Annotated in this window: 22 protein-coding genes and 1 tRNA gene; 15 read left to right on the top strand and 8 right to left on the bottom strand. The window is 43.6% G+C overall.

The annotated features are described in order from the left end of the window. The first annotated feature begins 148 nt into the window (after window positions 1-148). Both H580_RS0119450 and H580_RS0119445 read left to right on the top strand, forming a co-directional pair. Window positions 149-1,078: an ABC transporter ATP-binding protein gene (locus H580_RS0119450; RefSeq protein WP_028596265.1), complete on the top strand. Its 930-nt coding sequence runs from the start codon at window positions 149-151 to the stop codon at window positions 1,076-1,078. After that, the gene (locus H580_RS0119445) at window positions 1,075-1,839 is read left to right on the top strand and encodes an ABC transporter permease (protein WP_028596264.1); all 765 of its coding nucleotides are present in this window, start codon (window positions 1,075-1,077) and stop codon (window positions 1,837-1,839) included. Before H580_RS0119450 ends, H580_RS0119445 begins: the two co-directional genes overlap by 4 nt. A 131-nt stretch (window positions 1,840-1,970) precedes the next feature. Here the strand turns inward: H580_RS0119445 and H580_RS0119440 are convergent, their stop codons facing one another. Next, a complete protein-coding gene (locus H580_RS0119440; RefSeq protein ID WP_051217583.1) occupies window positions 1,971-3,143 on the bottom strand; it encodes a GGDEF domain-containing protein in 1,173 nt (390 codons plus the stop codon). A 94-nt stretch (window positions 3,144-3,237) separates the two neighbouring features. On the opposite strand from H580_RS0119440, the gene H580_RS0119435 reads away from it, so the two are divergent. The 4 genes from H580_RS0119435 (at window position 3,238) to H580_RS24870 (ending at window position 9,594) form a co-directional block, all read left to right on the top strand. Then, window positions 3,238-4,362 (top strand): glycosyltransferase family 4 protein, encoded by a 1,125-nt coding sequence (locus H580_RS0119435; protein WP_028596262.1) that lies wholly within the window; start codon window positions 3,238-3,240, stop codon window positions 4,360-4,362. Window positions 4,363-4,505: 143 nt separating this feature from the next. Further along, window positions 4,506-5,855 carry a metallophosphoesterase family protein gene (locus H580_RS0119430; RefSeq protein WP_051217582.1) on the top strand — a complete coding sequence of 450 codons (1,350 nt, stop codon included), beginning with the start codon at window positions 4,506-4,508 and terminating at the stop codon, window positions 5,853-5,855. Further along, window positions 5,852-9,163 carry an AAA family ATPase gene (locus tag H580_RS0119425; protein ID WP_028596260.1) on the top strand — a complete coding sequence of 1,104 codons (3,312 nt, stop codon included), beginning with the start codon at window positions 5,852-5,854 and terminating at the stop codon, window positions 9,161-9,163. The genes H580_RS0119430 and H580_RS0119425 overlap by 4 nt, the downstream gene beginning before the upstream one ends. Window positions 9,164-9,366: 203 nt before the next feature. After that, on the top strand, window positions 9,367-9,594 hold the full coding sequence (locus tag H580_RS24870) for a transcriptional repressor (protein WP_051217581.1): 228 nt from the start codon (window positions 9,367-9,369) through the stop codon (window positions 9,592-9,594). 135 nt (window positions 9,595-9,729) lie between these two features. Here the strand turns inward: H580_RS24870 and H580_RS24865 are convergent, their stop codons facing one another. Together H580_RS24865 and H580_RS25610 are read right to left on the bottom strand one after the other, a co-directional pair. Beyond that, a complete protein-coding gene (locus H580_RS24865) occupies window positions 9,730-10,854 on the bottom strand; it encodes a YkvI family membrane protein (protein ID WP_245583602.1) in 1,125 nt (374 codons plus the stop codon). A 275-nt stretch (window positions 10,855-11,129) separates the two neighbouring features. After that, window positions 11,130-11,723 carry a DNA uptake lipoprotein gene (locus H580_RS25610; protein WP_157283029.1) on the bottom strand — a complete coding sequence of 198 codons (594 nt, stop codon included), beginning with the start codon at window positions 11,721-11,723 and terminating at the stop codon, window positions 11,130-11,132. Window positions 11,724-11,952: 229 nt separating this feature from the next. Between H580_RS25610 and H580_RS0119405 the strand changes: the two genes are divergently transcribed. The 6 genes from H580_RS0119405 to H580_RS24850 all read left to right on the top strand — a co-directional run bounded on the left by H580_RS0119405 (window position 11,953) and on the right by H580_RS24850 (window position 16,798). Next, window positions 11,953-12,279 (top strand): hypothetical protein, encoded by a 327-nt coding sequence (locus tag H580_RS0119405; RefSeq protein WP_028596259.1) that lies wholly within the window; start codon window positions 11,953-11,955, stop codon window positions 12,277-12,279. Between the two features lie 131 nt (window positions 12,280-12,410). Then, window positions 12,411-12,638, top strand: coding sequence for a hypothetical protein (locus H580_RS0119400; RefSeq protein WP_036605523.1), 228 nt, complete (start codon window positions 12,411-12,413; stop codon window positions 12,636-12,638). A gap of 271 nt (window positions 12,639-12,909) precedes the next feature. Further along, window positions 12,910-13,254, top strand: coding sequence for a carboxymuconolactone decarboxylase family protein (locus H580_RS0119395; RefSeq protein ID WP_028596257.1), 345 nt, complete (start codon window positions 12,910-12,912; stop codon window positions 13,252-13,254). A gap of 202 nt (window positions 13,255-13,456) precedes the next feature. Continuing rightward, window positions 13,457-13,543: transfer RNA gene (locus tag H580_RS0119390), tRNA-Leu, on the top strand. A gap of 173 nt (window positions 13,544-13,716) precedes the next feature. Then, window positions 13,717-14,757, top strand: coding sequence for a CAP domain-containing protein (locus tag H580_RS24855; protein WP_051217579.1), 1,041 nt, complete (start codon window positions 13,717-13,719; stop codon window positions 14,755-14,757). A gap of 433 nt (window positions 14,758-15,190) precedes the next feature. After that, complete coding sequence (locus H580_RS24850) at window positions 15,191-16,798, top strand: S-layer homology domain-containing protein (RefSeq protein WP_051217578.1); 1,608 nt, start codon at window positions 15,191-15,193, stop codon at window positions 16,796-16,798. A gap of 96 nt (window positions 16,799-16,894) precedes the next feature. On the opposite strand, the gene H580_RS0119375 is transcribed toward H580_RS24850, so the two are convergent. Further along, window positions 16,895-17,152: a hypothetical protein gene (locus H580_RS0119375; RefSeq protein ID WP_036605522.1), complete on the bottom strand. Its 258-nt coding sequence runs from the start codon at window positions 17,150-17,152 to the stop codon at window positions 16,895-16,897. A gap of 272 nt (window positions 17,153-17,424) precedes the next feature. On the opposite strand from H580_RS0119375, the gene H580_RS24845 reads away from it, so the two are divergent. Further along, the gene (locus tag H580_RS24845; RefSeq protein ID WP_051217609.1) at window positions 17,425-18,210 is read left to right on the top strand and encodes a divergent polysaccharide deacetylase family protein; all 786 of its coding nucleotides are present in this window, start codon (window positions 17,425-17,427) and stop codon (window positions 18,208-18,210) included. Here H580_RS24845 and H580_RS0119365 read toward each other — a convergent pair. Beyond that, a complete protein-coding gene (locus H580_RS0119365; protein ID WP_028596255.1) occupies window positions 18,189-18,962 on the bottom strand; it encodes an N-acetylmuramoyl-L-alanine amidase family protein in 774 nt (257 codons plus the stop codon). The two genes, H580_RS24845 and H580_RS0119365, sit on opposite strands and share 22 nt — an antisense overlap. 174 nt (window positions 18,963-19,136) lie before the next feature. On the opposite strand from H580_RS0119365, the gene H580_RS24840 reads away from it, so the two are divergent. Then, complete coding sequence (locus tag H580_RS24840) at window positions 19,137-19,406, top strand: YqzE family protein (RefSeq protein ID WP_036605521.1); 270 nt, start codon at window positions 19,137-19,139, stop codon at window positions 19,404-19,406. A gap of 100 nt (window positions 19,407-19,506) precedes the next feature. On the opposite strand, the gene H580_RS0119355 is transcribed toward H580_RS24840, so the two are convergent. The 3 genes from H580_RS0119355 to H580_RS24835 form a co-directional block, all read right to left on the bottom strand. Further along, window positions 19,507-20,619: a hypothetical protein gene (locus H580_RS0119355; RefSeq protein ID WP_028596254.1), complete on the bottom strand. Its 1,113-nt coding sequence runs from the start codon at window positions 20,617-20,619 to the stop codon at window positions 19,507-19,509. Between the two features lie 258 nt (window positions 20,620-20,877). Continuing rightward, window positions 20,878-22,020 (bottom strand): YqhG family protein, encoded by a 1,143-nt coding sequence (locus H580_RS0119350; RefSeq protein WP_028596253.1) that lies wholly within the window; start codon window positions 22,018-22,020, stop codon window positions 20,878-20,880. A gap of 6 nt (window positions 22,021-22,026) precedes the next feature. Next, a complete protein-coding gene (locus H580_RS24835; RefSeq protein ID WP_051217577.1) occupies window positions 22,027-23,811 on the bottom strand; it encodes a DEAD/DEAH box helicase in 1,785 nt (594 codons plus the stop codon). Between the two features lie 200 nt (window positions 23,812-24,011). Here H580_RS24835 and H580_RS0119340 point away from each other — a divergent pair, with 200 nt between their 5' ends. Then, window positions 24,012-24,440, top strand: coding sequence for an EamA family transporter (locus H580_RS0119340; protein WP_028596252.1), 429 nt, complete (start codon window positions 24,012-24,014; stop codon window positions 24,438-24,440). Window positions 24,441-24,446 lie beyond the last annotated feature (6 nt).

Here is a 24,446-nt window from a genome sequence, read left to right as displayed (position 1 = left end):
ATTTTCTTAAGATATTGTAACGAAACTAAGCAGCTATTGAAACGTAAGGACATAGTGTTCATCAAACGGATAAATGGATAATAAGTTTGTGTGAACAACCGTATCGCAGATGTTGGATACAGAGATAGATGAAAGGGGTCAACAACAGATGAATGATATCGTAGTGGAACTGCGAAATGTCACCAAAAAAATTCGTGGAAAAACACTAATTGATCAGCTCTCCTTCCAGGTAAAGCGTGGAGAGATTTATGGTTTCTTGGGCCCTAATGGTGCCGGGAAAACAACGACAATTCGAATGATGGTCGGCTTAATGAGTATAACGTCGGGTACCATTCTTATAGAGGGTCATGATGTGGTCAAGAATCGGGCTGAGGCGATGGCTCATGTTGGGGCAATTGTTGAAAATCCAGAGTTGTACAAGTTTATGACCGGCAGACAGAACCTTCAGCACTTTACGCGTATGAGCGGGAAAGCTGTTTCTCAATCACGTATAGATGATATCGTTAAGCTTGTCGAGTTGGAACAGGCCTTGGACAAAAAGGTGAAGAACTACTCTCTAGGTATGAGGCAGCGTCTCGGTATAGCACAAGCACTGCTGCATCAGCCATCTATTCTTATTTTGGATGAACCGACCAATGGTCTTGATCCTGCCGGAATTAGAGAGCTGAGGGATTATTTGAAGCGTTTAGCTAGAGAAGAGAACATTTCTATCTTGGTATCTAGTCACTTGCTATCAGAAATCGAGCTTATGTGTGACCGAGTAGTGGTTATCCAACATGGTAAATATGTAGGAGAACAAATTCTTGACACGAAGCATACAGAAGAGCAGCAGGCGACTCGTACGATTCAATTCCATGTGGAGCAAGGGGAAACGGCCGTACAGTCGTTGGAGGGAACTTCCTATCAACCAGCACAAGTGGAGAATAACGTCGTAACGCTTACACTTACTCGCGATCAAATACCTGAAGTTGTTGAACACTTCGTTCGTCATCATATCAAGATTTATGAAGTACGCTCTATTGCGGAAACATTAGAGGACAAGTTCTTGTCGATGACGAAAGGAGGTCACATTCAATGAGTTACTTTACATCATTAGTTCAGAATGAATGGATGAAGATAACGAGCAAGAGACAGCTGCCGTACTACCTTATTTTCTTATTTGTCGTTCTAGCCGCTGCAATTGGACTTCAGTTATGGTCTCAATCCGAAGGCGGTAGCGAAGTGGGCAGTGTGGGGTTCACTTCATTTATTTTTGGGATTACGAGTGTGTTTACAGGTATTTTTTCCATCGTCATTGCATCGCAGATTATTACAGATGAGTTCAAAGATGGAACGATTAAGCAATTGCTGATTAGACCTGCTAGCCGAACAATGATACTAATGTCCAAGTTAGTTACGATTATTTTAGTCGTCTTGTTCGTTAATTTGGCTATGCTGCTTGTAACGGCACTTGCCGCGTTTATTTTATTTGACTCTTCTGCTGGCGGAATTAATGTGTTGTGGGAGGGAACCATTCTTCCATTCTTTTTGACTCTGCCAAATGAATTGTTTTATATATTGGTTGCGTTCACAGCAGCTGTGTTGACAAGAAGCTTAGGGCTTTCCATTAGTATTGCCGTTATCTTGAATTCGTTGGCTGGTATGCTTTCCATCTTTATTGCTGAAAAACCATGGTATAAGTATACGGTGTTTCCACATCTTAATTGGAAATCGTATTATATGGGTCAGCCACCAATAGAAGGTGTAACATTTGGCTTTACATTCGGTATTTTTACGCTGTACATGTTAGCGCTGCTTCTTATTTCCATTTGGGTGTTCAAAAAACGCGATATACAATAATGGTTAGCTCGATTGTTCAATACGCATTGAGAAATGAATGCATGAAAAACCTCCAGTCCCACTGTGCTAGTGGAACTGGAGGTTTTGTTCGTTATATGTATGGTGGCATAGTTGACGTATGAAAAATGAAATTAGTACGAACTGAGTGGTGTAATTTTCCCTTCGATTTCTTGATAGCAAGTAACACGATTTTTGCCAGTTTGCTTGGAATGATACATCGCTTGATCTGCTTCTCGAACGAGTTCCTCGATTGATTGTCCTTTCATTAGGGAACTGTAGCCGATGCTAATCGTAGAGCCGGTTTCTTCTTCAACTCGTGCTCGAATTTGTTCAGCAATATGTGCGGGAGACAGTTGTTTCTGCTTCGGCTGAACAAATGCAATAATTTCTTCTCCACCAAACCTTCCCGCCAACCCACAATCATCCACTTCATCTCTGACAATTTGGGCGACTTTTATTAACACTTCATCCGCTACAAGATGGCCCTTCGTATCATTGAGTCGTTTGAAATTATCAATATCACAAAAGATAACGGATACTTTTTGGCTTTTTGCAATATATTGATTCATTCTTTGATACATGAAGCGACGATTGTACAATCCTGTTAATCCATCGGTAATGGAAGAACGATACGTAGTTTGTAAATTTTCGATAATTCGTTCAAAGAATATAAACAGTACGATTGTAAAATAAATTAAAATCATAAACAGCTTCGTAATGAGCAGTGACTCACTCATGCCGCCGTACCACAATACATTAATAAATATAGTAAGCAGTACGCCAAGGTAGGCAAGGATCGCACAGGTGTAGCGAGTGCGTTGATTGATTTTTGGGGCGATCCACCTGTAACATAATAATGCGATGACGACTTGATAAATAATAAGCGGCCATGCTGTAATCTCGATATAGCTGCCATCCGGAGATAACAGCATAGATAAGTAAGAGGTGATTGGCACGCCTAGAAATAAGATCATGAAACGCATGCGCATTTTGCGATTGAATCGTTTGTATAGTCGCAGGATGGCGACATTAATCATTAAAAATGAGGTCATGAATAATACGGATCTTCCCGCGCCGAGCACTTGCTGTGTCGGATTGTCCAGAGCTGAGTCATTAATAATCATTAATCGATCCAACGCCATAATGACGACAGATAGGAAAAGTAATATATAAGCATTTGAACGTTGTTTCATATACAGGCGAAAAGCCATCAGCATCATAATAAGCATGATATATAAGTGACACATACTCGTTAGTGCGATGATGTCGCTATCTGTGAACAACAATTTCACATTCTCGTACATGGGGGCACTCCTAATATTGTACTTTACTGTTATTTAACTTCTAATATATTATAAACGATGGTGTGTGAAATGCGAAGAAAAAGGAGGGCCAACTATGAAGATTTTACAAGCTTTGTTCTTCCCGCCTGAACAGCCCGGCGGTGTATCCTCCATGATTCCTCACTTATTGGAGCGATTCCAGTCCTCTAACTGGTCAATGGAGCTATTCTCACTGCCTAAACGTATTCGTGGTAAAGGTCAAGAAAGTGTAGAATTTGAAACTTTTAATTGGGAGAAGTATGAGAGTTCTCCTATCGTACAAAAATATATTCAGACCTATCGAGATTATATATGGTGGACCAAGCTGCGTATCCAGCAGCCTTATGATCTTATTCATGCGCATCATCCAATCGCTGCGCTAGCGATGAAGCGGCTGTTCCCGGATACCCCGCTCATTGTGACGATTCATTCTAGTTATGAGCAAGAGCTTATACTAAATGAGCATATTAAGCCAGGAAGCATTGAACATACATTTTTAACATCGATCTATAAGGAGCTGGAAGCGAGAGCGGATAAGATTATGACCGTGTCGGAGTCATTTAAGTCTTACTTGGGCGCGTATGTCCAGCGGCCTGAGCAGATTGAAGTATTGTCAAATGGATTCGATGAGAAAAGATTCAAGCCAATTGCACATGATAACGAGGTTCCTCAATTAATAACGGTATGTCGTCTTGTACCTGCAAAGGGGCTGGATGTTCTGCTGCATGCTTGTGCGGAATTGAAGCGAAGAGGGTATCCGTTCGTGCTCCATATTATTGGAGATGGCCCGATTCGAAAGCAATTAGAGCAGATGGCTGTAGAGTTAGACATTTACGATGAAACGATATTTTACGGCTACATGCTGCATCCAGAGGAGTTCATGCCGTTTTCTGACATATTCGTTCTCCCGTCTCGTGCAGAAGCGTTCGGTTCTGTATTTGCAGAGGCTGCCCTGTGCTGGTTGGCGCTGGTGGGAACCAATGTAGGTGGAATTTCGGAACAAATTGAGGATGGCGTAAATGGATTGCTAGTTGCTCCTAATGATGTTGGAGCGTTGACCAATGCGTTGGAGCGGGTAATAACAGATTCCTTTTTCCGCTATGAACTGGCGAGATCAGCATGGTCTAAAGCAAAGCAGGTGTATTCTTTATCGCGTGTTGTGCACGAACTGAAGCAAATCTACCTTGCGTATCGGAAGTAAGGCAGGTAGTCTATGCCTAATCAATGAATATGAGATAGAACGACAATATAATTAAGCCTGTGTATGAAATAAGCCGATGCATAGCGATGCATCGGCTTATTCGTTATACTAGAGAGAAAGTATGTTCGTAGGGAGGGATGCCGATGAGCAGAATGCTGCGATTTATCCATGCGGCAGATCTTCACCTTGATAGTCCACTGCGTGGGCTGCAATCACTGCCGGATGTGCTGCAGGAGCGATTAGAGCAAGGGGTGTTCCGAGCGTGGGACCGACTTGTCGAGTTGGCGATCCAAGCAGAAGCGGATGCCATTCTACTAAGCGGAGATTTGCATGACAGCACGCATCGTTCGTTAAGAGCAGTATGGCGATTAGAGAGAGGTATGAAACGGTTATCTGACAAAGGGATAGCTGTGTTTATTATACATGGTAATCACGATCCATTGACGACAGAAGAGAATTGGTCATGGCCATCTGGAGTAACGGTATTTGGTACTGATAAGCCATCCTCTCATTTCATATATGATCGATCTGGTAAGCCTGTAGCTGTCGTAACAGGTATGTCTTACGGCCAGAAGGCGGTCTATGACAATATGTCTCTTCAATACCCTGAACAGCCAGAGTGTCATGTGAAGGAGTATACATTGCAAGTTGATAGTGTGGTCAATGGAGACTCAATGCCATCATCAGAGCGCATGTATCGTATTGGCATGCTTCATGGAACGGTTGATGGACGTGCTGAACATGATCCATATGCACCGTGTTCACGAGGGGATTTAATTCGAAAAGGTTATGACTATTGGGCGCTAGGACATATCCACAAGCGGGAAGTTATACAGGAACAACCCTATATCGTATATGCGGGTAATATTCAGGGCAGGCATATAAAAGAAACAGGTGCGAAAGGCGTTTATGTGGTAGACGTTCAAGAGGATGGAGCTACTGAGCTTGTTTTTCATCCTTTGGATGATGTTCGATGGTTTGATGAAAGTTTATCTTTGCAGGGAATTGAGACGAGGCAGGAGCTGTTAGAGGCCATGTTTGCTCGTATAGAGGGATTGCGTGGCTCAGAGCGTTTGAGCTGTGCTCGGCTGACCTTGATAGGTTCTTCTCCACTGCATACAGAACTCAAGCGTGGGAGATTGGCAATAGAGCTAGAAGAAGCGTGGAGAGAGGCGGAGCGGCTTCGTTTAGAAGAGGGGCTTGATGCGGTATGGCCGATTCAGCTTCGTATACATAGTCAAGCGGTCGTTGAACTGGAAGCATGGAGGGAATCGGAATCTTTTGCAGGTGAGCTCATTCGAATGACAGATCAAGTATATGAATCTGATGAGGCTCTTGAAGTGCTTTTACAGGAGGCTTTGATAGCTTTAGGTGGGAATGCTAAGCTGCAGCAGTGGTTGGGAAATCAGTCTATAGAAGTTAGGCGTAAATGGTTGGAGGAAGCACTAGTATTGGCAGCCGAAATGCTGCATGGAGAGGAGCAACTGACATGAGAATCGAACGTGTCGATATAGAGCGGCTCGGTCATTTGCACAATAAGTCCTACTCCTTCTCGTCAAATGGATTGACGGTTATTTTGGGTCCAAATGAGTCAGGTAAAAGCACGATAACAGATGCGATAAAAATGATGCTTTACGGCAGGCCCAAACGCTCCTCGGATCGATATGGCATAGCAGGTGAGCAAGTGTTTGCAGGTCGAATGGAAGCGACAGATGTGCAAGGTGTTAGATGGCTGCTCTCACGATCCAACAACAAAGTCGATGGGAATACTGCCATTCAAAGGCTCGGCAATGATGGAGCCATATATGAACTGCGCCAATCGGACATGGAACGGGAACTGTTAGGCGGCGTGCATCCTGAATTATTCGGTCGACTTTTCGCCATTTCTCTCGATGAGCTGCATGCAGTACATACGCTGCAGGGCGATGAATTGCGTGCATTTATGTATGACAGCGGCTTTCAGGCGGGGAGATCGGTTGTATTAAGCGAGCAGGCTTTGCAGCAGGAGTTAGATCATTTGTTCAAGCAGCGGGGGCGTACACAGCTGATCGCAGTTACTTTGAATCATCTAGATCGTGTACATAAGATGAAGCGAGATGCGGAGCGATTGCAGGGGAAGCTGCAATCGTTGTATGAGGAGCAGGAACAATTGGAACGGCTGCGTTCTTCACTGCATGATGAAATTGCGCAGACTAAGCAGGACCGAGGGTGGATGGAACGTGCTCTTCATATTTCCGATGATTGGGTCCGCTTGCTTTCAATAAAGGCTCAACTCGCTGACTTGCAATCTTCCGCATCATGGCATGCGGCTTGGGATGAGCGCTGGGAGACATTCACTCGTGAACGTGAGCGATTGGAGCTCCGAGAAGAGCAGCTGGAATTGGACAAGCGGAAAATAGTACTGGAGTTAAGAAAGCTGTCTCCACGCAAAGAAGTATTGCAGTCTGCTGCCGAAGTAAAGCGATTGGTCAGTATGGTCGAAACGGTTAGGCATTGGGCCGATTCTGCACGTGAAATAATGCTAGAAATAGATAGCTGTACAGCGGAATTGCAGCTGTTAGCACGACAAGCTGGACCAGATTGGACACCAGAACAGCTCTATAAGGGAGATTGGCCCTACTCATTAGGTCATGAAGTTGAACGTATACAATCCGAAACGGAGCGAGTTAGTGGAGACAAACATACGGTTTCTCAAGAACATGCTCGAAAGATGCGGGAATACAGTGAGCTGACAAATGGGTGGGAACAAGCGGAGTTAGCTTGTGATGCGCATAAGTCAGCGGGAGTAACAGATAGCGGGTGGTCACCTGACGCTAACGAGATAGAGCGTGTACAGCGCCTGTGGGTTCAATTGCAGGAGGCAGAAGACCGGCTGCTGAGTCACCCAAATTCAAAGGTGTCCGCGAACGCTGGACAAGATGAAGCAATGCCGGATGATGGAAGCCTATCTCATCGAGGTAGTAGATCTGCTCGTAATAGCCGTATTAGCCGTAGCAAGGGCCAGTCGTCGCATCGTATTACAGCCCTTATTTTAATGTTGATGGGTACTTGTACAGCTGCTGTATTAGGGTTTAACGGGCTATGGTTAGCGGCCGGAATGCTGTTTATTATAGGTATCATTGGAGCTTCTATTTCTTTGTTTGTGTTAGAAGGCTGGAAGCAGGATTATTCTGCGGGTGCATCGCTACAAACTGTGCAAACAGAGCATCCACATACAGAAGCGCTGCAGCAGATTGCAGGTATAAGAGAAGAGATTGTAAAAGGTTTGAAACCTATTCTACCTATTGTGTCCTCCCAACATCAAGGAGAGCGGAAAGAAATGATCGTTCAATTATCATGGCAAATGGTGTTGGACTGGAAGGAAGAATGGCTGCGATTGGAGCGTAGACGACAGTCGTCAGCAGATGAGGTTGAACAAGCAGAACGTCGTATTCGCATATCTGCTCAAGAAGTAGAGGCTGCTATTCAACATGTCGAGCTGAATCAACAAGCATGGCAAAGGTGGCTTCAAGAGCATGCGATGCCGGAATGTTGGAGTTCGACAAATGTGCAGGAGCATTTGCGTCGTGTGGAACAAGCTATCCAGCTTCATCAGCAGATACAGAGGCTGCGTGAACGGGAGCATCGCTTATGGGAACAAGTTCAATCCTATTGGGATAAATGTTATCGCATTATGCAACAAGCCGAACAAGCGTTACAGTCATCAGGTGATGAGTGTGCAGCGAATATGGAAGATGTGGATGTCATTGGCGGCATGAAGCTCATTCCTGCTTTACCATTTGACAGTAAGCGATGGATTGAATTAAGGGAGGTACTATTTTCTTCTATCGTTCGTTTGCAAGAACGGATGGAGCATGAAGAACAGTCTTTTGTTATGTTCCGTCAGCTTGAACAGCAACGTCGTGAGCTTGATCTGAAACAGGAAGAACTGCAAGCAGAGCGCAACCAATCATCCCGATTGCATCAACAATTATGGGAAGAAGCAGGGAGCACTGGGGAAGATGAGTTTCTTGCGCTTCAACGTCAAGCGGCAGCGTATAAGCAATTACGTACAGAATTGCGCCAAGTAGAAGCCATTTGCTATCGTGGCGGTACTGAAGCAGATTTCATTCCAATAGAGGCGTTGCTAATCAAACATGATAAGCAGGAGCTTGCTCAGAAAGTGAGTATGCTTCTAGATCAAGTCGAACGTCATGAGGAACAGCAGCGTGAAGTCGAGCGCCAATTTGGTCGAGTGCAGCAAGAGATCGATAGTTTAAGGCAGCGTATTATGAACGAGCATATTGTTCAAGAGCAAGCTTCCTTAGAAGCGAAGCTAGATACACAGGCTGAACGATATGCTGTACATGCCATTGCGAAAACGCTGATAAGGCGCACACGACAGCGTTATGAAGAGGAGAAGCAGCCACTTGTATTTCAACGTGCGAGTCAGTATTTACAGCGTATGACAGAAGGGCGATATGTGAGAGTGCTGACGCCGTTTGGCAGTGATTCTATTGCTGTGGAGCGTATGGATGGGAAATTATTTGATAGTTTGCAATTGAGTAGAGGAACTGCAGAGCAGGTCTATTTGGCGATGCGCTTTGCTTTGGCGGATGGGATGTCTGAACGGACGTCGCTTCCATTTGTTTGGGATGATATATTTGTGAATTTTGACGAGGCTCGACTTCGTGCGACGCTGTCTTGTTTGCCGGATCTGCTAGTTCGTCATCAAGTCATATGGACCACTTGCCATCCACATATGGTGGATGTGTTGTTGGACATTGTGCCAGACGCTCATGTGTTGAACGTGTCCGAATAAATGGAATATGGATTTGAATGAGGGCAAGTCTATGGAGAGAATAGACTTGTCCTTTAGTTTTATTTCTAAATTAGAATTATTATTGATAAGTTGGGTTCGATATGTTATATTGAAACAAGAATAATATGATAATAATTATCATCTAATAATAAATATGAGTCTTAGACTCAAGATCAAGCTTAACAATGATTGGAGGAATTCCATTGACGAAACGGCAAAGTATCGTATTTTCACTGCTAAAGCGTACATGGTCGCCAACAACGGCAATAGATCTTTATACGACGCTTCATAAAGAGAATTGTAATGTTTCACTATCTACAATTTATTTGAGCCTGAAACTATTCGTAAAAGAAGGCTGGGTAGAGGAGATAGAGGGAGAAGGATCATCGAAATATTACGTAGTTAACGAAGAAATGTTGATTGGAGCATGATGGTTTAAGTTAATTACTCCAATACTGCTCGGTAAAGAAAGACGAGTTGTGGGGGAGTATGATAGGGAAATTGGATATACACATACAGATAGCCTGTCGGGAATGCATCCTGACAGGCTTTTGATATAAATTAGGTTAGTGTCGATTAAACGGATTGAATTTGGAACGTTGAAGTAGTTTAAAAGTGCTGGACCCTCGCATTAAGTCAGCAGGTGGTGCCTGCGGAATGGTTTCTGGCTTAATTCGGATGAGTAAGTACATCCAAAGTAGACTAAACATGCCGAATAAGGGGTATAGAAACGCTACCAGTGGTTTGAATCCGAACTGACTCATAATGAAGCAGAATACCATTAGTCCAGCAATGACGAGCTTAGGAGGCAGCTTGAATCGCTGACGAATTTGTAAGGAAACGCCGTATACATCCGCGAGGAAGGTCGTGAATATTTCTGAAAAAATCAGCACGATATAGACGATCTGAATGAACATGCTGAGTCCATCTGCAATATGGCCCATCGGAATATCGTACTGTGTAATACCTGGCATATGGGCAGATAGGGCGAAATGTCCAGCAAACAGCATGGCTCCTATCATAATACCGCCAATCCATCCTCCCCAGCGAATGACTTTTTCATCCCTCATCGACGCGCCTAATGGTACGAGAACGGCCTGAGCCATAGCTAAATTAAATGCGCTGTACAGAATGGGGGCAGACCATGCCGCATATAGAGGCTTATCACTGATTAACATAAATGCATTTGAGGTACTTGGCATCTCAATCGTATCCCATAAAATAAAAGCAGTAAAAATCAGCATGGTCGGTACGACGATTGAGTTTAAGTGCAAAATCGCATTCATTCCCCGATTCAGTACGAAGTAGGCAGCGATCATCGTAAGGAGCAATCCCGTCTGGTAATGCATATTTAGATGCTCTACGAAAATAGATCCTGCACCAGCGAGCATAACCCCATTGACACTTATTAGAACAACTAATGTAAACATGCTAATATGCTTTCCGGTTCGTTCGCCAAATAAAGCGATATTAACATCTTCGTAGGATTGAGCCTGAAGACGATTAGCGATGAGCATAAGCTTCGTTCCAAGCCAAACGAATAGGATGCTTGCTATAAATATTGTAATCATAGCTAATCTGCCATAGGATGTGAAGAACTGTACGATTTCTTGCCCTGTTGCAAATCCAGCACCAACTACAGTTCCGATGTATGTGAACGAGATTTGCATAATTCGAAGTAATGACTTCATTGTGGGTAACCTCCTTGAGCGAAGTTGTACTTGTCCGAAGCAAGCTCATGATAAGATGTATGCCAAAAAGCAGTTGGACATGACTTGAAAAGGGATAAGAATCGCTAATTTGCCTTGTATAAGATGAGGGGGATTTGAGGAGGGAGAAGTGATTGCAAAACATCGCAAAAAACCCTATCGAAGAGCTGTAGAGATTCGAAAGGGTTCTAGGTTCCTTATGGGATGATTGTATTAACATCTTAGAAAGTACGGAATAAGATGAGTTACTTGATTGATTAAGCTGGATGGGAAAATAATTTAACGGATTGAATAATCTGTGTCTTCGGGTCGAGATCTAACCGCAATAAGGCATCGTCTCCTGTATAACTCCATACGTAACCTGTATCTCGATCAGGTTTGCCAAGCACTTTCTCGGCATTGCCTTGATGGTCGCCTACTTTAAGCCCTTCGATACCAGTCGATTGCCCTGCACCGGACACTTCAACGAAAGCGATATTCCCGTTCTCCATGCATCCGACCGTATATCCATCATATTCCCATATTTCGATCTTAGGTGTGTCATCCATAATAAATTGTGATTGTGGCTTTCCCAATTGTTTGGTGATTTCTTTCTCCGTGGAGGTTAAAGATAATCCTAAAAGCTTAGGCGAATTGCGATCGAACGCGTCACCATCTTGCCGCTTGTCCTTGGGAGCTGTTGTGGATGTAACTTTATTAGATTGAGATTGAGACGAAGGGTTATTTGAATGGTTGTCCACTTCTTGTCTATGTGTGCTTTCTTGTTCAACTCGACAACCTGCTAGTACGCTGATGATGAGCGAGAAAGTCATGAGAACAAGAAGGCTACGACGCCACTTTCGCATCATCATGTTTGCCTCCCTTAACCGCCACGCGACGGATCTATCCTATATTACCCTATATCGAAGAGTAGAATCAAATATAGGCTAAATAATGTATGGTACACTGCCTGTAATAAACTATATATCGTTTTAGACGCATAAATCTCCATTTTGTTGCAGAAGAATAGCAATTGTTTACTTTTCTCATTGCGTATTGTTGGCATATAATAATAAGTAAGCAGGAGAGGGGGCTGAGCAAATGGTACAGGAAACAACCGTTCCATTTATGCAGGGTAAAGTGTCAGAGGCTAAGGTACATTTCGAACGTGCATTAGATTGCAAACACACAGAATTCGATGATCTGTATCCTTATATGATAGAGCATCCCCAGTTTTTTTGGTACAAACGATACGTGGCATGGTCAGAGCTTCTGACGGTGGTTAAGTTGTGCCAGGAATTAGATGTACCTTGGAGACAATTGTTCAGTGTACAACAGGCAGAATATGTAGATAAACGAGTCATGTCAGCCAAAGTGCTGGATTACTGGTTTGAGAAGAATGATACACGTGAACATGTCGGACATTAATAGCTAGAGCATGTTTAGGAGGCCTGTGGAGCAGCGTGTTAGGTGCTTGACAGGCCTTTAAGCATATAGATTAGATGGAAGTGGCAAGGCAATCAATTAGATGGTGAGTGAGAAAAAGGAGTATTTTTATAATGGATGAATTGACGTTAGATCAGTATCGCAACGAGGGGACTTTTGTCCGTGTCGTAAGAGATTTTTTAGAGATAAATGATGTAAAAGGCTATGTGGTTGCTTGGGATGACGACACAGTTATGATTCGTAGGCGGAATAGACGCGTTGTGAAGTTAAAGCGGAGTTATTTCATCCAACGTATGGACGAGCCAAGACAGCTGCCGCCTGGTTTACTGGAAGATATTTGATTGATGTTGATGAGTATTGGATGGATGATTCTTTCGCAGTGTATCAGGCGAAATGGCTGCGTGTGTCTTGTGAGACTATTTTAGGTTGTGGTAAATCAAGGTTATGTTATTGCGGTAATTCGGACACAAGAAGCACAAAAAGTCCAAGACTGTGTTTGATGTGTTAGGGGATCTATTTGAGTGATTAGGCATAATAGCACATGTGTACGGACAAGCTAAGGCGTGCCCCTTTGGGTTCACCTTAGCTTATTTTTGTAGGAGTAGATGCTAATTGTCTAATGGAAATAGTAAAGTCACACTGTATAAAAATGAAATATCCCACCTAGAAGGCGTATTGCCTGATATCGTGCATGCTTATCATACTTTCACAGGAGCATGCTTTCAGGATGGGGCATTAGATCAGAAAACGAAGGAGCTTATTGCATTAGGAATCAGTCTATTTGCCAATAATGAAGTATGTACGCAATATCATGTTCGTGAAGCTCGGCATAAAGGCGCTTCGGATGCAGAGATATTAGAAGCAGTGGCAGTTTCAGCTGCTCTTGGTGGCGGACACGCGTTATCGCAAGGAGTGACAAGGGTGCAAGAAGCTTTACGGGTTGCGGAAAAGGAATAGCTGTAAGCACGGCGGAACTTGTCCATTATTGTGGGCAAGTTTTTTGATTTGAGCGATGATAAGGAAAACTTCTACAAGATCATGTGTGTTTAATTGACTTCATATATTACGCATGCTATATTAATATTTGTATTTATGTTCCAATAAGGTTCAACAAGGTATATGAATCTACTTTGTGTAATGATAGAGTTTATTCTAATTTGCAGTTATGGCGGAATTGGCAGACGCGCTAGATTCAGGTTCTAGTGCCCGCAAGGGCGTGGAGGTTCGAGTCCTCTTAACTGCACCATACATACACATTTTGACCCTCTTGCCCAGCAAGGGGTTTTTTGTTATTGATAAATGAATATAAATAAATAGGAATACATTCTCATGACAAGTTTGTAATAACCACGTATAGTAGAACCAAACAACGGAGAGAGATTGTATATCAACATGCATGCAATCAGGGGAGGTACATCTATGAAGCAACAACACCTATCAAAGCATAAGCGATTTAAAAATAAAGCAGCAGCATTACTTGCATTCACATTGTTATCTGGTACAGGTATACTGTACGGCATGCCAAGGATGCATAGCGTAGAAGCAGCAGCTATACCAGTTAGCATGCACGCTGTGAATCCAAGTGCTAATCAGGCTGTAGGAAAGACAATTGCCCGTGAAATAACAATGCAGGGCATTTCGATTGGAATGACAGAAGCGCAGCTTGTGAAGAAGTTGGGGCAGCCAATACGCAAGGATGCGAGTGAATATGGCTTCAAATGGTACATATACAACAAAGACTACAAAAAATATTTGCAGGTTGGCGTTAGTAACGGAAAAGTAGTCGCGCTTTACAGTAATTCTACAGGCTGGATATCCAAGAAAGGAATCAAGGTTGGCACGTCTCGTACTCAAGTAGAGAAGCTATACGGTAAGCCGATCAAAGAAATCAAGAAAGGAAATACGATTTACCGATATAATCAGGTACCTAACTCCGCTATCTATGCAGTGGATAATACGTACACGACTGTCTTTTATGATAAACATCGTAAAAATATCGTCACGGCTGTTCAAGTCATAGATAAACAAACCGAGTTGGCATTCAAAAGTTTTCACGGGAAGCCAAGCATACAATTGCAGCAAAGCTTTGAACGCCAGTTGTTAGACTTGGCTAATGCTTCACGGGCACAAATGGGCAAGAAGCCCTTTAAAGCGGACACTGAAATTGCCAGTACAGCTCGTAAGCATAGTCAAGATATGAGTAAGCGTTCTTTCTTCGACCATGATAATCCCGATGGTAAATCTCCATTTGATCGCATGGACGATGATAATATCTCGTATTCTTCAGCTGCAGAGAATATTGCTGCGGGTCAGACGAGCGCTATTATTGCTCATGAAGGATGGCTCAATTCATCGGGACATCGTAAAAATATTCTTGGGGATTTCGCGCGCTTAGGTGTTGGAGTAGCATTTGGCGGTGAGTTGGAAGTGTATTATACGCAAAATTTTTATACGCCATAGTTGGTATCATATTGGATGAAGTCAAGCTAAAGGAGGAGTTCTCATCAAGAGGGCTCCTTTTTACTGTCTGTATTTTACAGGCATTAAATGTAAAGAAGAATAGTTGCATTTGCTTGGTTTTTACGATTTCAAGCACGAGTACCCTTGTGGATAATCGAATCGCAAGGGTGTTTCTGATCTTTCTGAGTTTTTTAAAAAGCACCATGAGGCGAGAAAAAATGATCAAGTATACTAGAATCTATCACTCAGATCTATTTTTATAAATTACCAAAAATATTACAGTAAAATAAGAAATTAGCTCAACCTCAACGCCCCCAACGATTTGAATCCTGTAACTTCTGTAAACAAAATTATATTCCAATATTTATGACTTGTTCCTAAACTCTATCAGATGCATGATCTCAAGGTAAGATTTTAGGAGGTTATCATAGTTATGCAAGTAAAACCCTACATAAAGCGATGTATGGCAGGTCTACTGTTACTCACTTTAACACTCACCATGTTCCCTCTCTCTGCACTAGCCGGAAAGTATTCGATGTCTTATATTTACTTCGGTACGCCAAGTAAATATGTCCAAGCCGTTGATCAGACTCAAGATAGTTTGGACATGATCTCGCCAAGTTATTTTGATCTGAACAAAGACGGTTCTTTGTTGTTGAGCCCTGCGCTTGACCCTTCATTTATTACGGAAATGCACCGACGCGGCATAAAGGTTATTCCTTTTCTGAGCAATCATTGGGATCGTGAAGTTGGGAAACAAGCGATGCGCAATAAGGACAAGCTTGTGAAGCAAATTGCGGAAGCGGTCAAGAAATACAATTTAGATGGTGTCAACGTCGACATTGAAAATTTAACGACGGCAGAGCGTGACGTACATACCGAGTTTGTGCGCATGCTCAAACAGGCGCTGCCAGCTGACAAAGAAGTGTCTGTTGCGGTAGCGGCCAATCCACATGGATGGAAGACGGGCTGGCATGGATCGTATGACTATAAGGCACTCGCTGATGCTTGTGATTATCTGATTATGATGACATATGACCAAAGCTATCGTGGAGGGCCTGCTGGTCCTGTAGCTAGTTTGTCATTTGTGGAGAAATCCATTCAAGAAGGTTTGAAAGATATACCGAAACATAAATTAATTATGGGTATTCCTACTTTCGGTCGTTATTGGAATGAGGATGGAAGCATCAAAGGAGATGCCATTCAGCACAGCCGTATTGATTCACTAGTGAATCAATATGGTGGTCAATTCAGTTACGATAAGACATCCGAATCGGCAAAGGCTACCTTTACTATAAAAAAAGGAGATCCACTGCCGACCATTCACGATAAAAAGCTGACACCTGGTAATTATACCGTCTGGTACGATAACAATCGGTCGATTAAAGCGAAGTTAGGTCTTGTTAGTAAGTATGATCTCAAAGGTGCTGGTGTATGGAGCTTAAATGAGGATTCGGGTGATTTATGGAACCATTATCGTTCATGGCTAAATGGAGTGGCTTATTTGGATACGGTAGGTCACTGGGCAGAGCAATCGATTTCGATGCTGCAGGATAAAGGTTGGATGACGGGACTGAAACCGAATTATTTTGCTCCTAACTCAGCGCTAACACGTGCGCAGGCTGCTTCTATTCTTGTTCGAGCAAATGGCTTAAATGGGAATTCGGCACAAAGTGGAGGCAAGCAGCGATACTGGGATGTACCGGTTCAACATTGGGCTGCAGAGGCGATTCATATCGCTTCTGCGGCTGGTCTTGTATCAGGAATGCCTGATGGAAGCTTTGCTCCGAACCGGGCGGTAACGAGGGAAGAAATAGCGGTTATGATTAACAGGTTGGTGAAGCAATCGCCTTCGTCGAAGACTTCCAAACCAGTGATTGAATCGTTCAAAGATGTAACGCCATCTCGTTGGTCTTATCAAGCTATTATGGAGTTAGCGAATAAGGGTATTGTTAGTGGATATAAGGATGGAACTTTCCGTCCTGTTCAACAGGTGACTCGGGCAGAGATGGCGTCGCTGCTGTATACTGCATGTAAGTAACGAGTTACGAATAACGAACCATATTTGGTTGTACAAAGAAAGAACCCCTTATACGCTCATCTTATTGGAAATGAGGTGAGCGTATAAGGGGTCATATTATTTCCAGTCTTTCTCTTCGACTTGACCGTCGATTTCTTCTACGAAACGATCGAAGCATTTGCAGTAGAAGTCTTTACGGCAGATTGGGCATGGAATTGTAAGTAAGCGAGTAATGCTCTTGATGCCGTCACCACGAATTAAGCGCAATTGTGTTGCATCTTGCAAAGTTACGATAAGCTGGACTAGCTCGGAGTCATTGTTCTTTGTTTGTGTCGATAGTACAACTGATTTCACAAGCGGTTGATACGTCGTCATGATAGTTTTTCACCTGCATTTCAATTTTTGCGTACTATTCATCTTAGGTTATGAAGACAAGCCTTGTCAATGGAATCAAAGTGGAATTTCTAGCATGATATGCGATTTTTGAGCGCATATTATAACAAAATGGGTATTGTTGATTTTTTAAGCAATCCATTGTAGCAACTCCATTTGATGTCAGGAGGCTTAAGAAATAAATGGTTGACAACTGTGATAAGCGAAAAACGTGTTCCAAGCGAGTAGTTTGCATTTTTTTGAGTGTGGTTGTAATGACTCTTGTATTCGTGAATGGGAACGGAGCTCCGATAGAAGCTTCAGCCAATTCTTCACAAGCAGTGCAAACATCTAAGACAACAATTGCTATCGTCATCGATGACTTTGGTAATAACATGAAGGGTACAGATGATATGCTGAACCTTCCTGTACCAATTACCGTTGCCGTAATGCCTTTCCTGCAAACTTCGGCTAAAGATGCAGAGAAGGCGCATCAGAAGGGCCATGATGTGATTGTACATATGCCGATGGAGCCGAAGTCTGGCAAGGCAAGCTGGCTTGGCCCAGGTGCGATCTTAGCGAATATGACTGACGCAGAAATTGAAAAGCGTGTTCGCGAAGCGATAGCCGCTGTGCCGCATGCTGTAGGCATGAACAATCATATGGGTTCTAAAGTTACTGCTGACAAGCGAATTATGCGCGTTGTGCTCAAAGTTTGTAAAGAGAAAGGTCTTTATTTTCTAGACAGCCGAACTAATTTCCGCTCTATTGTTGGCGAAGTCGGACAAGAGGTTGGGGTAAACGTACTGAACAACCATCTCTTTTTTGACCAACAATATACGGTGGCTCATATTAGTAAACAATGGAGCAAACTCATGGAAATGTCCAAAACTCAGCCTGTTACGATTGCCATAGGGCATGTTGGTGTTATTGGGCCTAGAACAGCCTCCGTTTTGCGCGATTCTATTCCGGATGCGACACAGCAAGTTCGTTTCGTCCGTGTTTCTGACTTAGTTAAGGAACAACGTTCAGCCCATTCTCAAGAGAAAGTAGCAAAATAATGCATGATCGCATTGCACATCTGCTCGGCTACTGCAGACTGTTTTGAAGAATGGGTGAGCATCGCACGATCCGCATCATTGCTGATAAAGCCCATCTCTACGATAACAGCAGGCTGCTGCATTTTCCGCAGCAAATAAAAGGTTGGGCCAATTTGACAGTCATGGCGAGTGTTGAAAGATGGATTCATATTTTGCTGAATAAGATGCGCGAGCAGTGAGCTGCGACCTTCTTCAGAATGAAGCACGATAGGGCCGCGAGTTCGACTATTCTTACTCCAGTTCACGTGTAAGCTTATAAACATGGACACGGGCAGCTCTTTAGCAAGTTGGCGTCGTTGTGCCAAGTCTTTGCGATGGCGAGAACGAGTCGCTGACCAACGATTATCATCACTTAGTGCATAATCGCCCGTTCTGTTTAATACAGCGGGAATCCCTTTGCTGCGTAGAAGCAAGTATAATTTACGAGCAATAGCTAAGTTAATATCCTTTTCCAGTACATTACCGTGTACGGTACCGCCATCAATTCCACCGTGACCCGCATCAATAAGAATTGCGCCAGGATGGAATATATGCTTTGTATTCGGACTTAGGTTTAGGTTGTTCTCGGGACGAGCATGATGTTCGACATTCTCCATTTGTTCAGACTCATCGTTTGGAATAAGATAAGCAGCTTGAGCTGGCAAGCTGCTGGAGCAAATGGCGAATATGAGCAGCAGCATCGCTCCGATGAATAAAGTTCGTTTCATGGACATCACAAGATACCTCATTTCCTCCATCATTCCTATTTTGTAGGCTGTCACGAATGAAGGGAAGGCATCCTATGTGATTGTTGCCAGTGCTGCAATCGATTCCTTTGTTTAGATTAATGGAGTCATGAGCACACTATAGACAAAGAAAGAATCGCATACAATTCGAGGTGAGATCTGATGGCAAAAAAAGAAGATCTGATTAAATACATCACGAAGCAAGTTGTTACGTACGTAGATACCCCACAGACAGAGCGTCAAGAGCGTCGTATTGAGGAGCGTCAGCGCCCACGAGAGCATTGGATGGTACGCTGGTTTGGTCTTGTTCCATTTAGCATTAGCATGTGGGCGGAGCAGCATGTAAAGGGAAGCAAAGCAGAACAGCCAACGAAAGTACAAGGCCGCTCGATAAGCAACTTGTTTACGAAATGGATGAAACGAACATCGTAGAGATTATTGTCGATTGGCAACGATGATGAAAGCGATGAACAAGCAAAAGGCGTTCCACTGAACAGTGGTGCGCCTTTTGTATGATTTACTACTTCAATTTTTATTCTGCAATAATCGAAGTAATATACCCATGTTTCAGTATAATGTCCTCTGCAAGCCATCTTTTTGACGGAGTATTTGCTCCTGCTCCTGCCACAATCCAGTAGCGTTGACTAGGGGGAACGGATAGTGCGGAAGAGGAAGCCGGAATAGCGTTGGGATTTGAATGCGTTAATTCACTACTTGGCTCCGCCGCCGTCCATTGCTGTTTGCCAATGACCGCGTAAGGGATATTCCATGCTTTTTTGCTTTGTTCTTTACGAATGACATAAATCCAGTTCTGGGATGAAGTTGTAGGATTCCAGCTTTGTATCCAATTAACGGCACTCTTACCACGCAGCTGATTACTACTAGCCATCCATAAAATGTTGTCATAAGGGTCAAATGCCTGCCCTTGTATGCTGGCCTGAGCTTGTAAAGAATTCTTTGATGTTGAATCTGTACGTAACGTGCTGACTGTACGAATCGGGACACGTTTCTTTAGTTTGTTACTTGTCGAAACGGTCGTTAGATTCGTTTGTTCGTTCAGCTTATTGTCCAACTGCTGCATCCATGCTTGAGGAAGTAGTTCTCCCGTAATTGCATCGATCCACTTTGTTGAGGAAGAGGATTTTATTTTCCATGCAGCAATTAACGGTGTATAGTATATCGGTTCGATAGCTGTGACGGATTGATATTGGATACCATGCTGTATTAATGCCTGTTTTAGTGCAAGATGATCATAGGGCAGATCGGGTCCTTCACCATACTCAGTCAATTGGTAACTGCCTTGTTCTGTAGCATGAAAAATAAGATAGCCTATCGGCATATTGTCATGATTAAGTACACGGACAAGCCATCCGTGCGTTCCAGCACCTAACGGCTGGATATCGGTTGCAGCTTGTGTCCATGAAGTAAACGGGTCGTGCTGCGCCAATTGCTTGATCGTCGTTTGAACAGTCTGCTTCAGTGAAACTTCGATATTATCTTTTTTAGTAGTTGTAATAGCGTTAGAGGAGACAGCGGCATTGGTAACGGTTGGCGTAATTGTACAAGACAATACGGTCATTGTGATAACCATCATCCATAATTGTTGTTTACGTGTCGTGCTCGTCCACTTTGAGCTAAAAAACATGGGTTGCACCTCACTTTATCATGATCGCTGATAGTATAGCTTTACCCGAATTGACAATTTTTAAGCCGATTGTCGAGTAAAGATATGCATTGATGCATAAAATCTCACAGCTACTATTGTAAAAATAAATAGACAAAAAGGCTGTCGGTTTAGCACATGCTCTGCTTCCGACAGCCGTTCTAATTTTGACGCAGTGTGACGTATAGACGGATGAGGCGTAAATAAACGTCAATTTGATCTTCAAATGATGTCGTACGCTCATGTCATTACTTTGTTGGAACGTAAATAAACAATCGCAGCGTTGATGATAGACATTTCAATTCGAGGCTGGAACTGCCATTCGATTTCGTTGCGGCGCATTTCATATTGCTCTTCTAGCGTTCGTTCGTTCGGCGGCTCTTTATCGGTTGTTTCATGCTCGGTGTCGTCTCTCTTATCTTCAGTGACTTCGATTGTTAAAATAATGGATTCCGAAGCTTGGTCTGCTTTTGCTTTTATTTCTGATTCTGTTACGGAGACAGTCCCTTCATTTGCTGCTGCCTTAGCTTTATTTTCAGCTTCTTCCTTCAATAATGGCTCATAATAAGCGGCTAAACGATCCCACTCATCTTCTAGACGCTCACTAGCTTCCACAGCCCATGTTTCGTCACTGTTGCGCACATGCTCCGTCAGAAGCTGTTCGATCTGCTGGACTGCCTGATCCAAGGTGTAACGCCAAGCCATCGTATGGACCTGTGCAGGAAGCTTAGGTGTAAGTTCACACTGCATCATTTTATCCATAAAATCGGTATGCAGGGTCCCGCTAATAAGGGAGAACCCGATGGAATGGAGTTCTTCACGTTTCAAATCACAAGCGAATTCCAGCTTGACATTAAGCATAATCCATGGTTCATAGGCAACAGAATGGCGTCCGCGAGCAAACTGGATTTCTGATCCGCTATCTAAGCTCTCGTACAAGGAGACGAAGCGTCCGCTTTCTTTCGCAACCTCCATAATTTGAGCCAGCCGTCTTGAGCCAAAGTCCACATTTTCTCTAGGAATTCGATCAGGGCCGCGAGCACCGCCATTGAAACCAGGCGCTACACCAAATGTACGTTGTATGGCCGCTTCACCAGCCGCAACTGGGTTCGCTGGTACTCCCGGTGCAGTTACATAGCTAATAGGGGCTCGAAACGAATCGGCTGGCATGTTGGCTGGATCGAAGACAAAGGTGTAGCGCATCGTCTCCGCTTCGGTTCCTGTTCGATCTATAAAGCCCCAGTAATAAGGGCGATTCGTCAATAAACGATCGGCTTGCTCAGATAGTTTCACTGTTACGTAAACGGGTGTTTTCTCCATAATGCTGCAAGACATCGCATCAAGGTAGCGCATGATATAAGATGAGATTTGATCCGTATTCATACGCTTTTATGCCTCCGCTTCCGTACTGTATTGGTTCAAGAAGGATTGTACAGCTGCTCTTCGCTCATCCTGTGCTTGAATTGTTTTATCAGTGTGCACTTCGTCGCGAATCGAGTTGAGCGATTGCCCTAACGAATGAACTTCACGTTCAATATCTTCTTTTGAGTTGGCTTCTAGCAAAATACGTGACAGATTGCGCTCAAAGCTGCCTTGCTCCTCAAAACGCTCCAATATCATATCTAGCCTGCCGATCACCAACTCGAACATATTAATTTTCTCGTGCAGCAGGTTGAGGATATGCTCCTCAATGGTTCCTTGTGTGGAAAGGTTGTAAATCTTCACATCATTCGTTTGTCCCAGACGATGGACGCGTCCGATCCGTTGTTCGACACGCATGGGATTCCAAGGCAAATCAAAGTTGATCATATGGTGGCAAAATTGAAGGTTAATGCCTTCACCACCAGCTTCTGTAGCAATCATCACTTGAGCGCGACCGCGGAATAGATCCATCATCCAATCTTTCTTGCCTCGGTTCATACCACCCCGATACGGTACGGCTAGCAGACCGTGATTGCTGAAATATTGCATCAAATATTCTTGCGTAGCCCGATACTCGGTAAAGACGATAACTTTCTCATTCATTTCTCGAATTAGGTTCATCGCCGTCTCGGCTTTTGTATTTTCTTTAATACCTTTGATTAAGTCTACGAGCTCCCAAATCTTACTCCGGATTGGAGAGTCTTCTGCGAGCTTTTTAGACAAGTTGACTAAGGTTAAAAAGACAGCATCACGGCTGGAGCATACTTCACGCTGCAAGGTGATCATGGCGAACATGCTGCCAAGGTCTCCACCATTGGATTGATACTGTTCTTTGACGAATGTGGTAACCCCGTCATAGAGCGCTTGTTCCTCTGCTGAAAGGGTAAGTGGGATGTTTTTGACGATCCGCTTTGTAAAATGAACACCGCCTTCGCCGCGACGGTTGCGAATCATGACTTTAGATAGCTCCTGCTGCAAACCGCCTTCATTTTTCGGAAGACGTTTATCTGCCACATAATTAGCACTATATTCTCCCTGACGGCCTAGCTGACCTGGCTTCAGTAGTGTAATCAGGTTATACAGCTCATTCATGTCATTTTGCACTGGAGTTGCGGTTAGCAGAAGACAGAACTTTTTGCGCAACTGCACAATGAACTGGTAATTGGTTGTTTTGCGGTTTTTTAATTTATGGGCTTCATCGATAATAATCATGTCATACTCTTGTTCCATCAAAATGGAACGATGCGGTTCACGCTTTGCAGTATCCATGGATGCGACAACGACTTCGGATTGCCAATGATACGGCTTCTTCTGAGCGACAGCTGAGATACCAAACTTATGATTTAGCTCGCGTACCCATTGCAGAACGAGTGAAGCGGGCACAAGGATCAACGTTCGTTTCACCAAATTGCGAACCATGTATTCTTTCAGGATGAGTCCAGCTTCTATCGTTTTGCCTAGACCCACTTCATCCGCAAGTATGGCACGGCCTCGCATCTCATGCAGCACTTTACGGGCTGTGTCTAGCTGATGGGGAAGAGGTTCTACACTCGTTAGGTGCGTAAGGCATTGCAGCTCATCGAAACTTTTTACTAATCGTGCTTGCTCGGCTTCATAAGCTAGCTGGAACAACGTCCAATCGTCCCAAGGACCGTTGTGATCGATACGTGTGCGGAACGATTCCAACCAACTGCGGTCGATACGAAGCGGAACACGCTCTTCCGCGTGCTGCGGTTGTAAATCTTCATTCACGTGATGGACCTCCTTGTAGGAATGTGTTGGAACAGGTAGATGTAGTATGAACGATTTGAGAAGGTTTCATAACTAAGTTTCATAACTAAACAAGCTTTCTACTTGCTTGTTACTTCTGGATGGTGTCCATTACCTATATGGGTCAGGGTGGGGTATAATAGATGAATAAGTATATTTTGGAAATGAAAAGAGGGAGTTTCATGAGTATGTGGTTGGTCTTCGCCCTCTTGTCAGCTGTATCCGCTGCGTTCGTGGCCATCTTTGGTAAGATTGGCTTGCAAGGGGTAGATCCGAACGTAGCCACGACAATACGTGCTGTCATTATGGCGTTATTTATGATTGCGGTTATTGTCGTGCAAGGGAAATGGCAGTTAGTCGGCGAGGCGCTTGAAAATAGAAAAGCATTGCTGTATATCGGGTTAAGCGGTATTGCAGGAGCAGCTTCATGGCTGTTCTACTTCATCGCATTGAAATACGGAAAAGTAACGCAAGTTGCGCCGATTGATAAGCTGAGCGTCGTGTTTTCGATCATTTTGGCGATAATTATTCTTGGTGAGACGTTGAACTGGATGTCTGGGATTGGAGTCGTGCTTATTACAGCAGGTGTACTGTTTATTGCATTTAGCTAAGGGGGG

This window comes from Paenibacillus assamensis DSM 18201 (assembly GCF_000422445.1).
GTDB lineage: Bacteria > Bacillota > Bacilli > Paenibacillales > Paenibacillaceae > Paenibacillus_B > Paenibacillus_B assamensis.
The sequence above is the reverse complement of the archived record's forward strand: the minus strand, read 5'-3'. Positions and strand labels throughout refer to the sequence as shown.

Excerpts from the sequence above, each read along its gene's own strand:
- H580_RS0119450 (WP_028596265.1), top strand. The coding sequence starts at position 149 with ATGAATGATATCGTAGTGGAACTGCGAAATGTCACCAAAAAAATTCGT.
- H580_RS0119445 (WP_028596264.1), top strand. The coding sequence starts at position 1,075 with ATGAGTTACTTTACATCATTAGTTCAGAATGAATGGATGAAGATAACG.
- H580_RS0119440 (WP_051217583.1), bottom strand. The coding sequence starts at position 3,143 with ATGTACGAGAATGTGAAATTGTTGTTCACAGATAGCGACATCATCGCA.
- H580_RS0119435 (WP_028596262.1), top strand. The coding sequence starts at position 3,238 with ATGAAGATTTTACAAGCTTTGTTCTTCCCGCCTGAACAGCCCGGCGGT.
- H580_RS0119430 (WP_051217582.1), top strand. The coding sequence starts at position 4,506 with ATGAGCAGAATGCTGCGATTTATCCATGCGGCAGATCTTCACCTTGAT.
- H580_RS0119425 (WP_028596260.1), top strand. The coding sequence starts at position 5,852 with ATGAGAATCGAACGTGTCGATATAGAGCGGCTCGGTCATTTGCACAAT.
- H580_RS24865 (WP_245583602.1), bottom strand. The coding sequence starts at position 10,854 with ATGAAGTCATTACTTCGAATTATGCAAATCTCGTTCACATACATCGGA.
- H580_RS25610 (WP_157283029.1), bottom strand. The coding sequence starts at position 11,723 with ATGATGATGCGAAAGTGGCGTCGTAGCCTTCTTGTTCTCATGACTTTC.
- H580_RS0119405 (WP_028596259.1), top strand. The coding sequence starts at position 11,953 with ATGGTACAGGAAACAACCGTTCCATTTATGCAGGGTAAAGTGTCAGAG.
- H580_RS0119400 (WP_036605523.1), top strand. The coding sequence starts at position 12,411 with ATGGATGAATTGACGTTAGATCAGTATCGCAACGAGGGGACTTTTGTC.
- H580_RS24855 (WP_051217579.1), top strand. The coding sequence starts at position 13,717 with ATGAAGCAACAACACCTATCAAAGCATAAGCGATTTAAAAATAAAGCA.
- H580_RS24850 (WP_051217578.1), top strand. The coding sequence starts at position 15,191 with ATGCAAGTAAAACCCTACATAAAGCGATGTATGGCAGGTCTACTGTTA.
- H580_RS0119375 (WP_036605522.1), bottom strand. The coding sequence starts at position 17,152 with ATGACGACGTATCAACCGCTTGTGAAATCAGTTGTACTATCGACACAA.
- H580_RS24845 (WP_051217609.1), top strand. The coding sequence starts at position 17,425 with ATGACTCTTGTATTCGTGAATGGGAACGGAGCTCCGATAGAAGCTTCA.
- H580_RS0119365 (WP_028596255.1), bottom strand. The coding sequence starts at position 18,962 with ATGTCCATGAAACGAACTTTATTCATCGGAGCGATGCTGCTGCTCATA.
- H580_RS24840 (WP_036605521.1), top strand. The coding sequence starts at position 19,137 with ATGGCAAAAAAAGAAGATCTGATTAAATACATCACGAAGCAAGTTGTT.
- H580_RS0119355 (WP_028596254.1), bottom strand. The coding sequence starts at position 20,619 with ATGTTTTTTAGCTCAAAGTGGACGAGCACGACACGTAAACAACAATTA.
- H580_RS0119350 (WP_028596253.1), bottom strand. The coding sequence starts at position 22,020 with ATGAATACGGATCAAATCTCATCTTATATCATGCGCTACCTTGATGCG.
- H580_RS0119340 (WP_028596252.1), top strand. The coding sequence starts at position 24,012 with ATGAGTATGTGGTTGGTCTTCGCCCTCTTGTCAGCTGTATCCGCTGCG.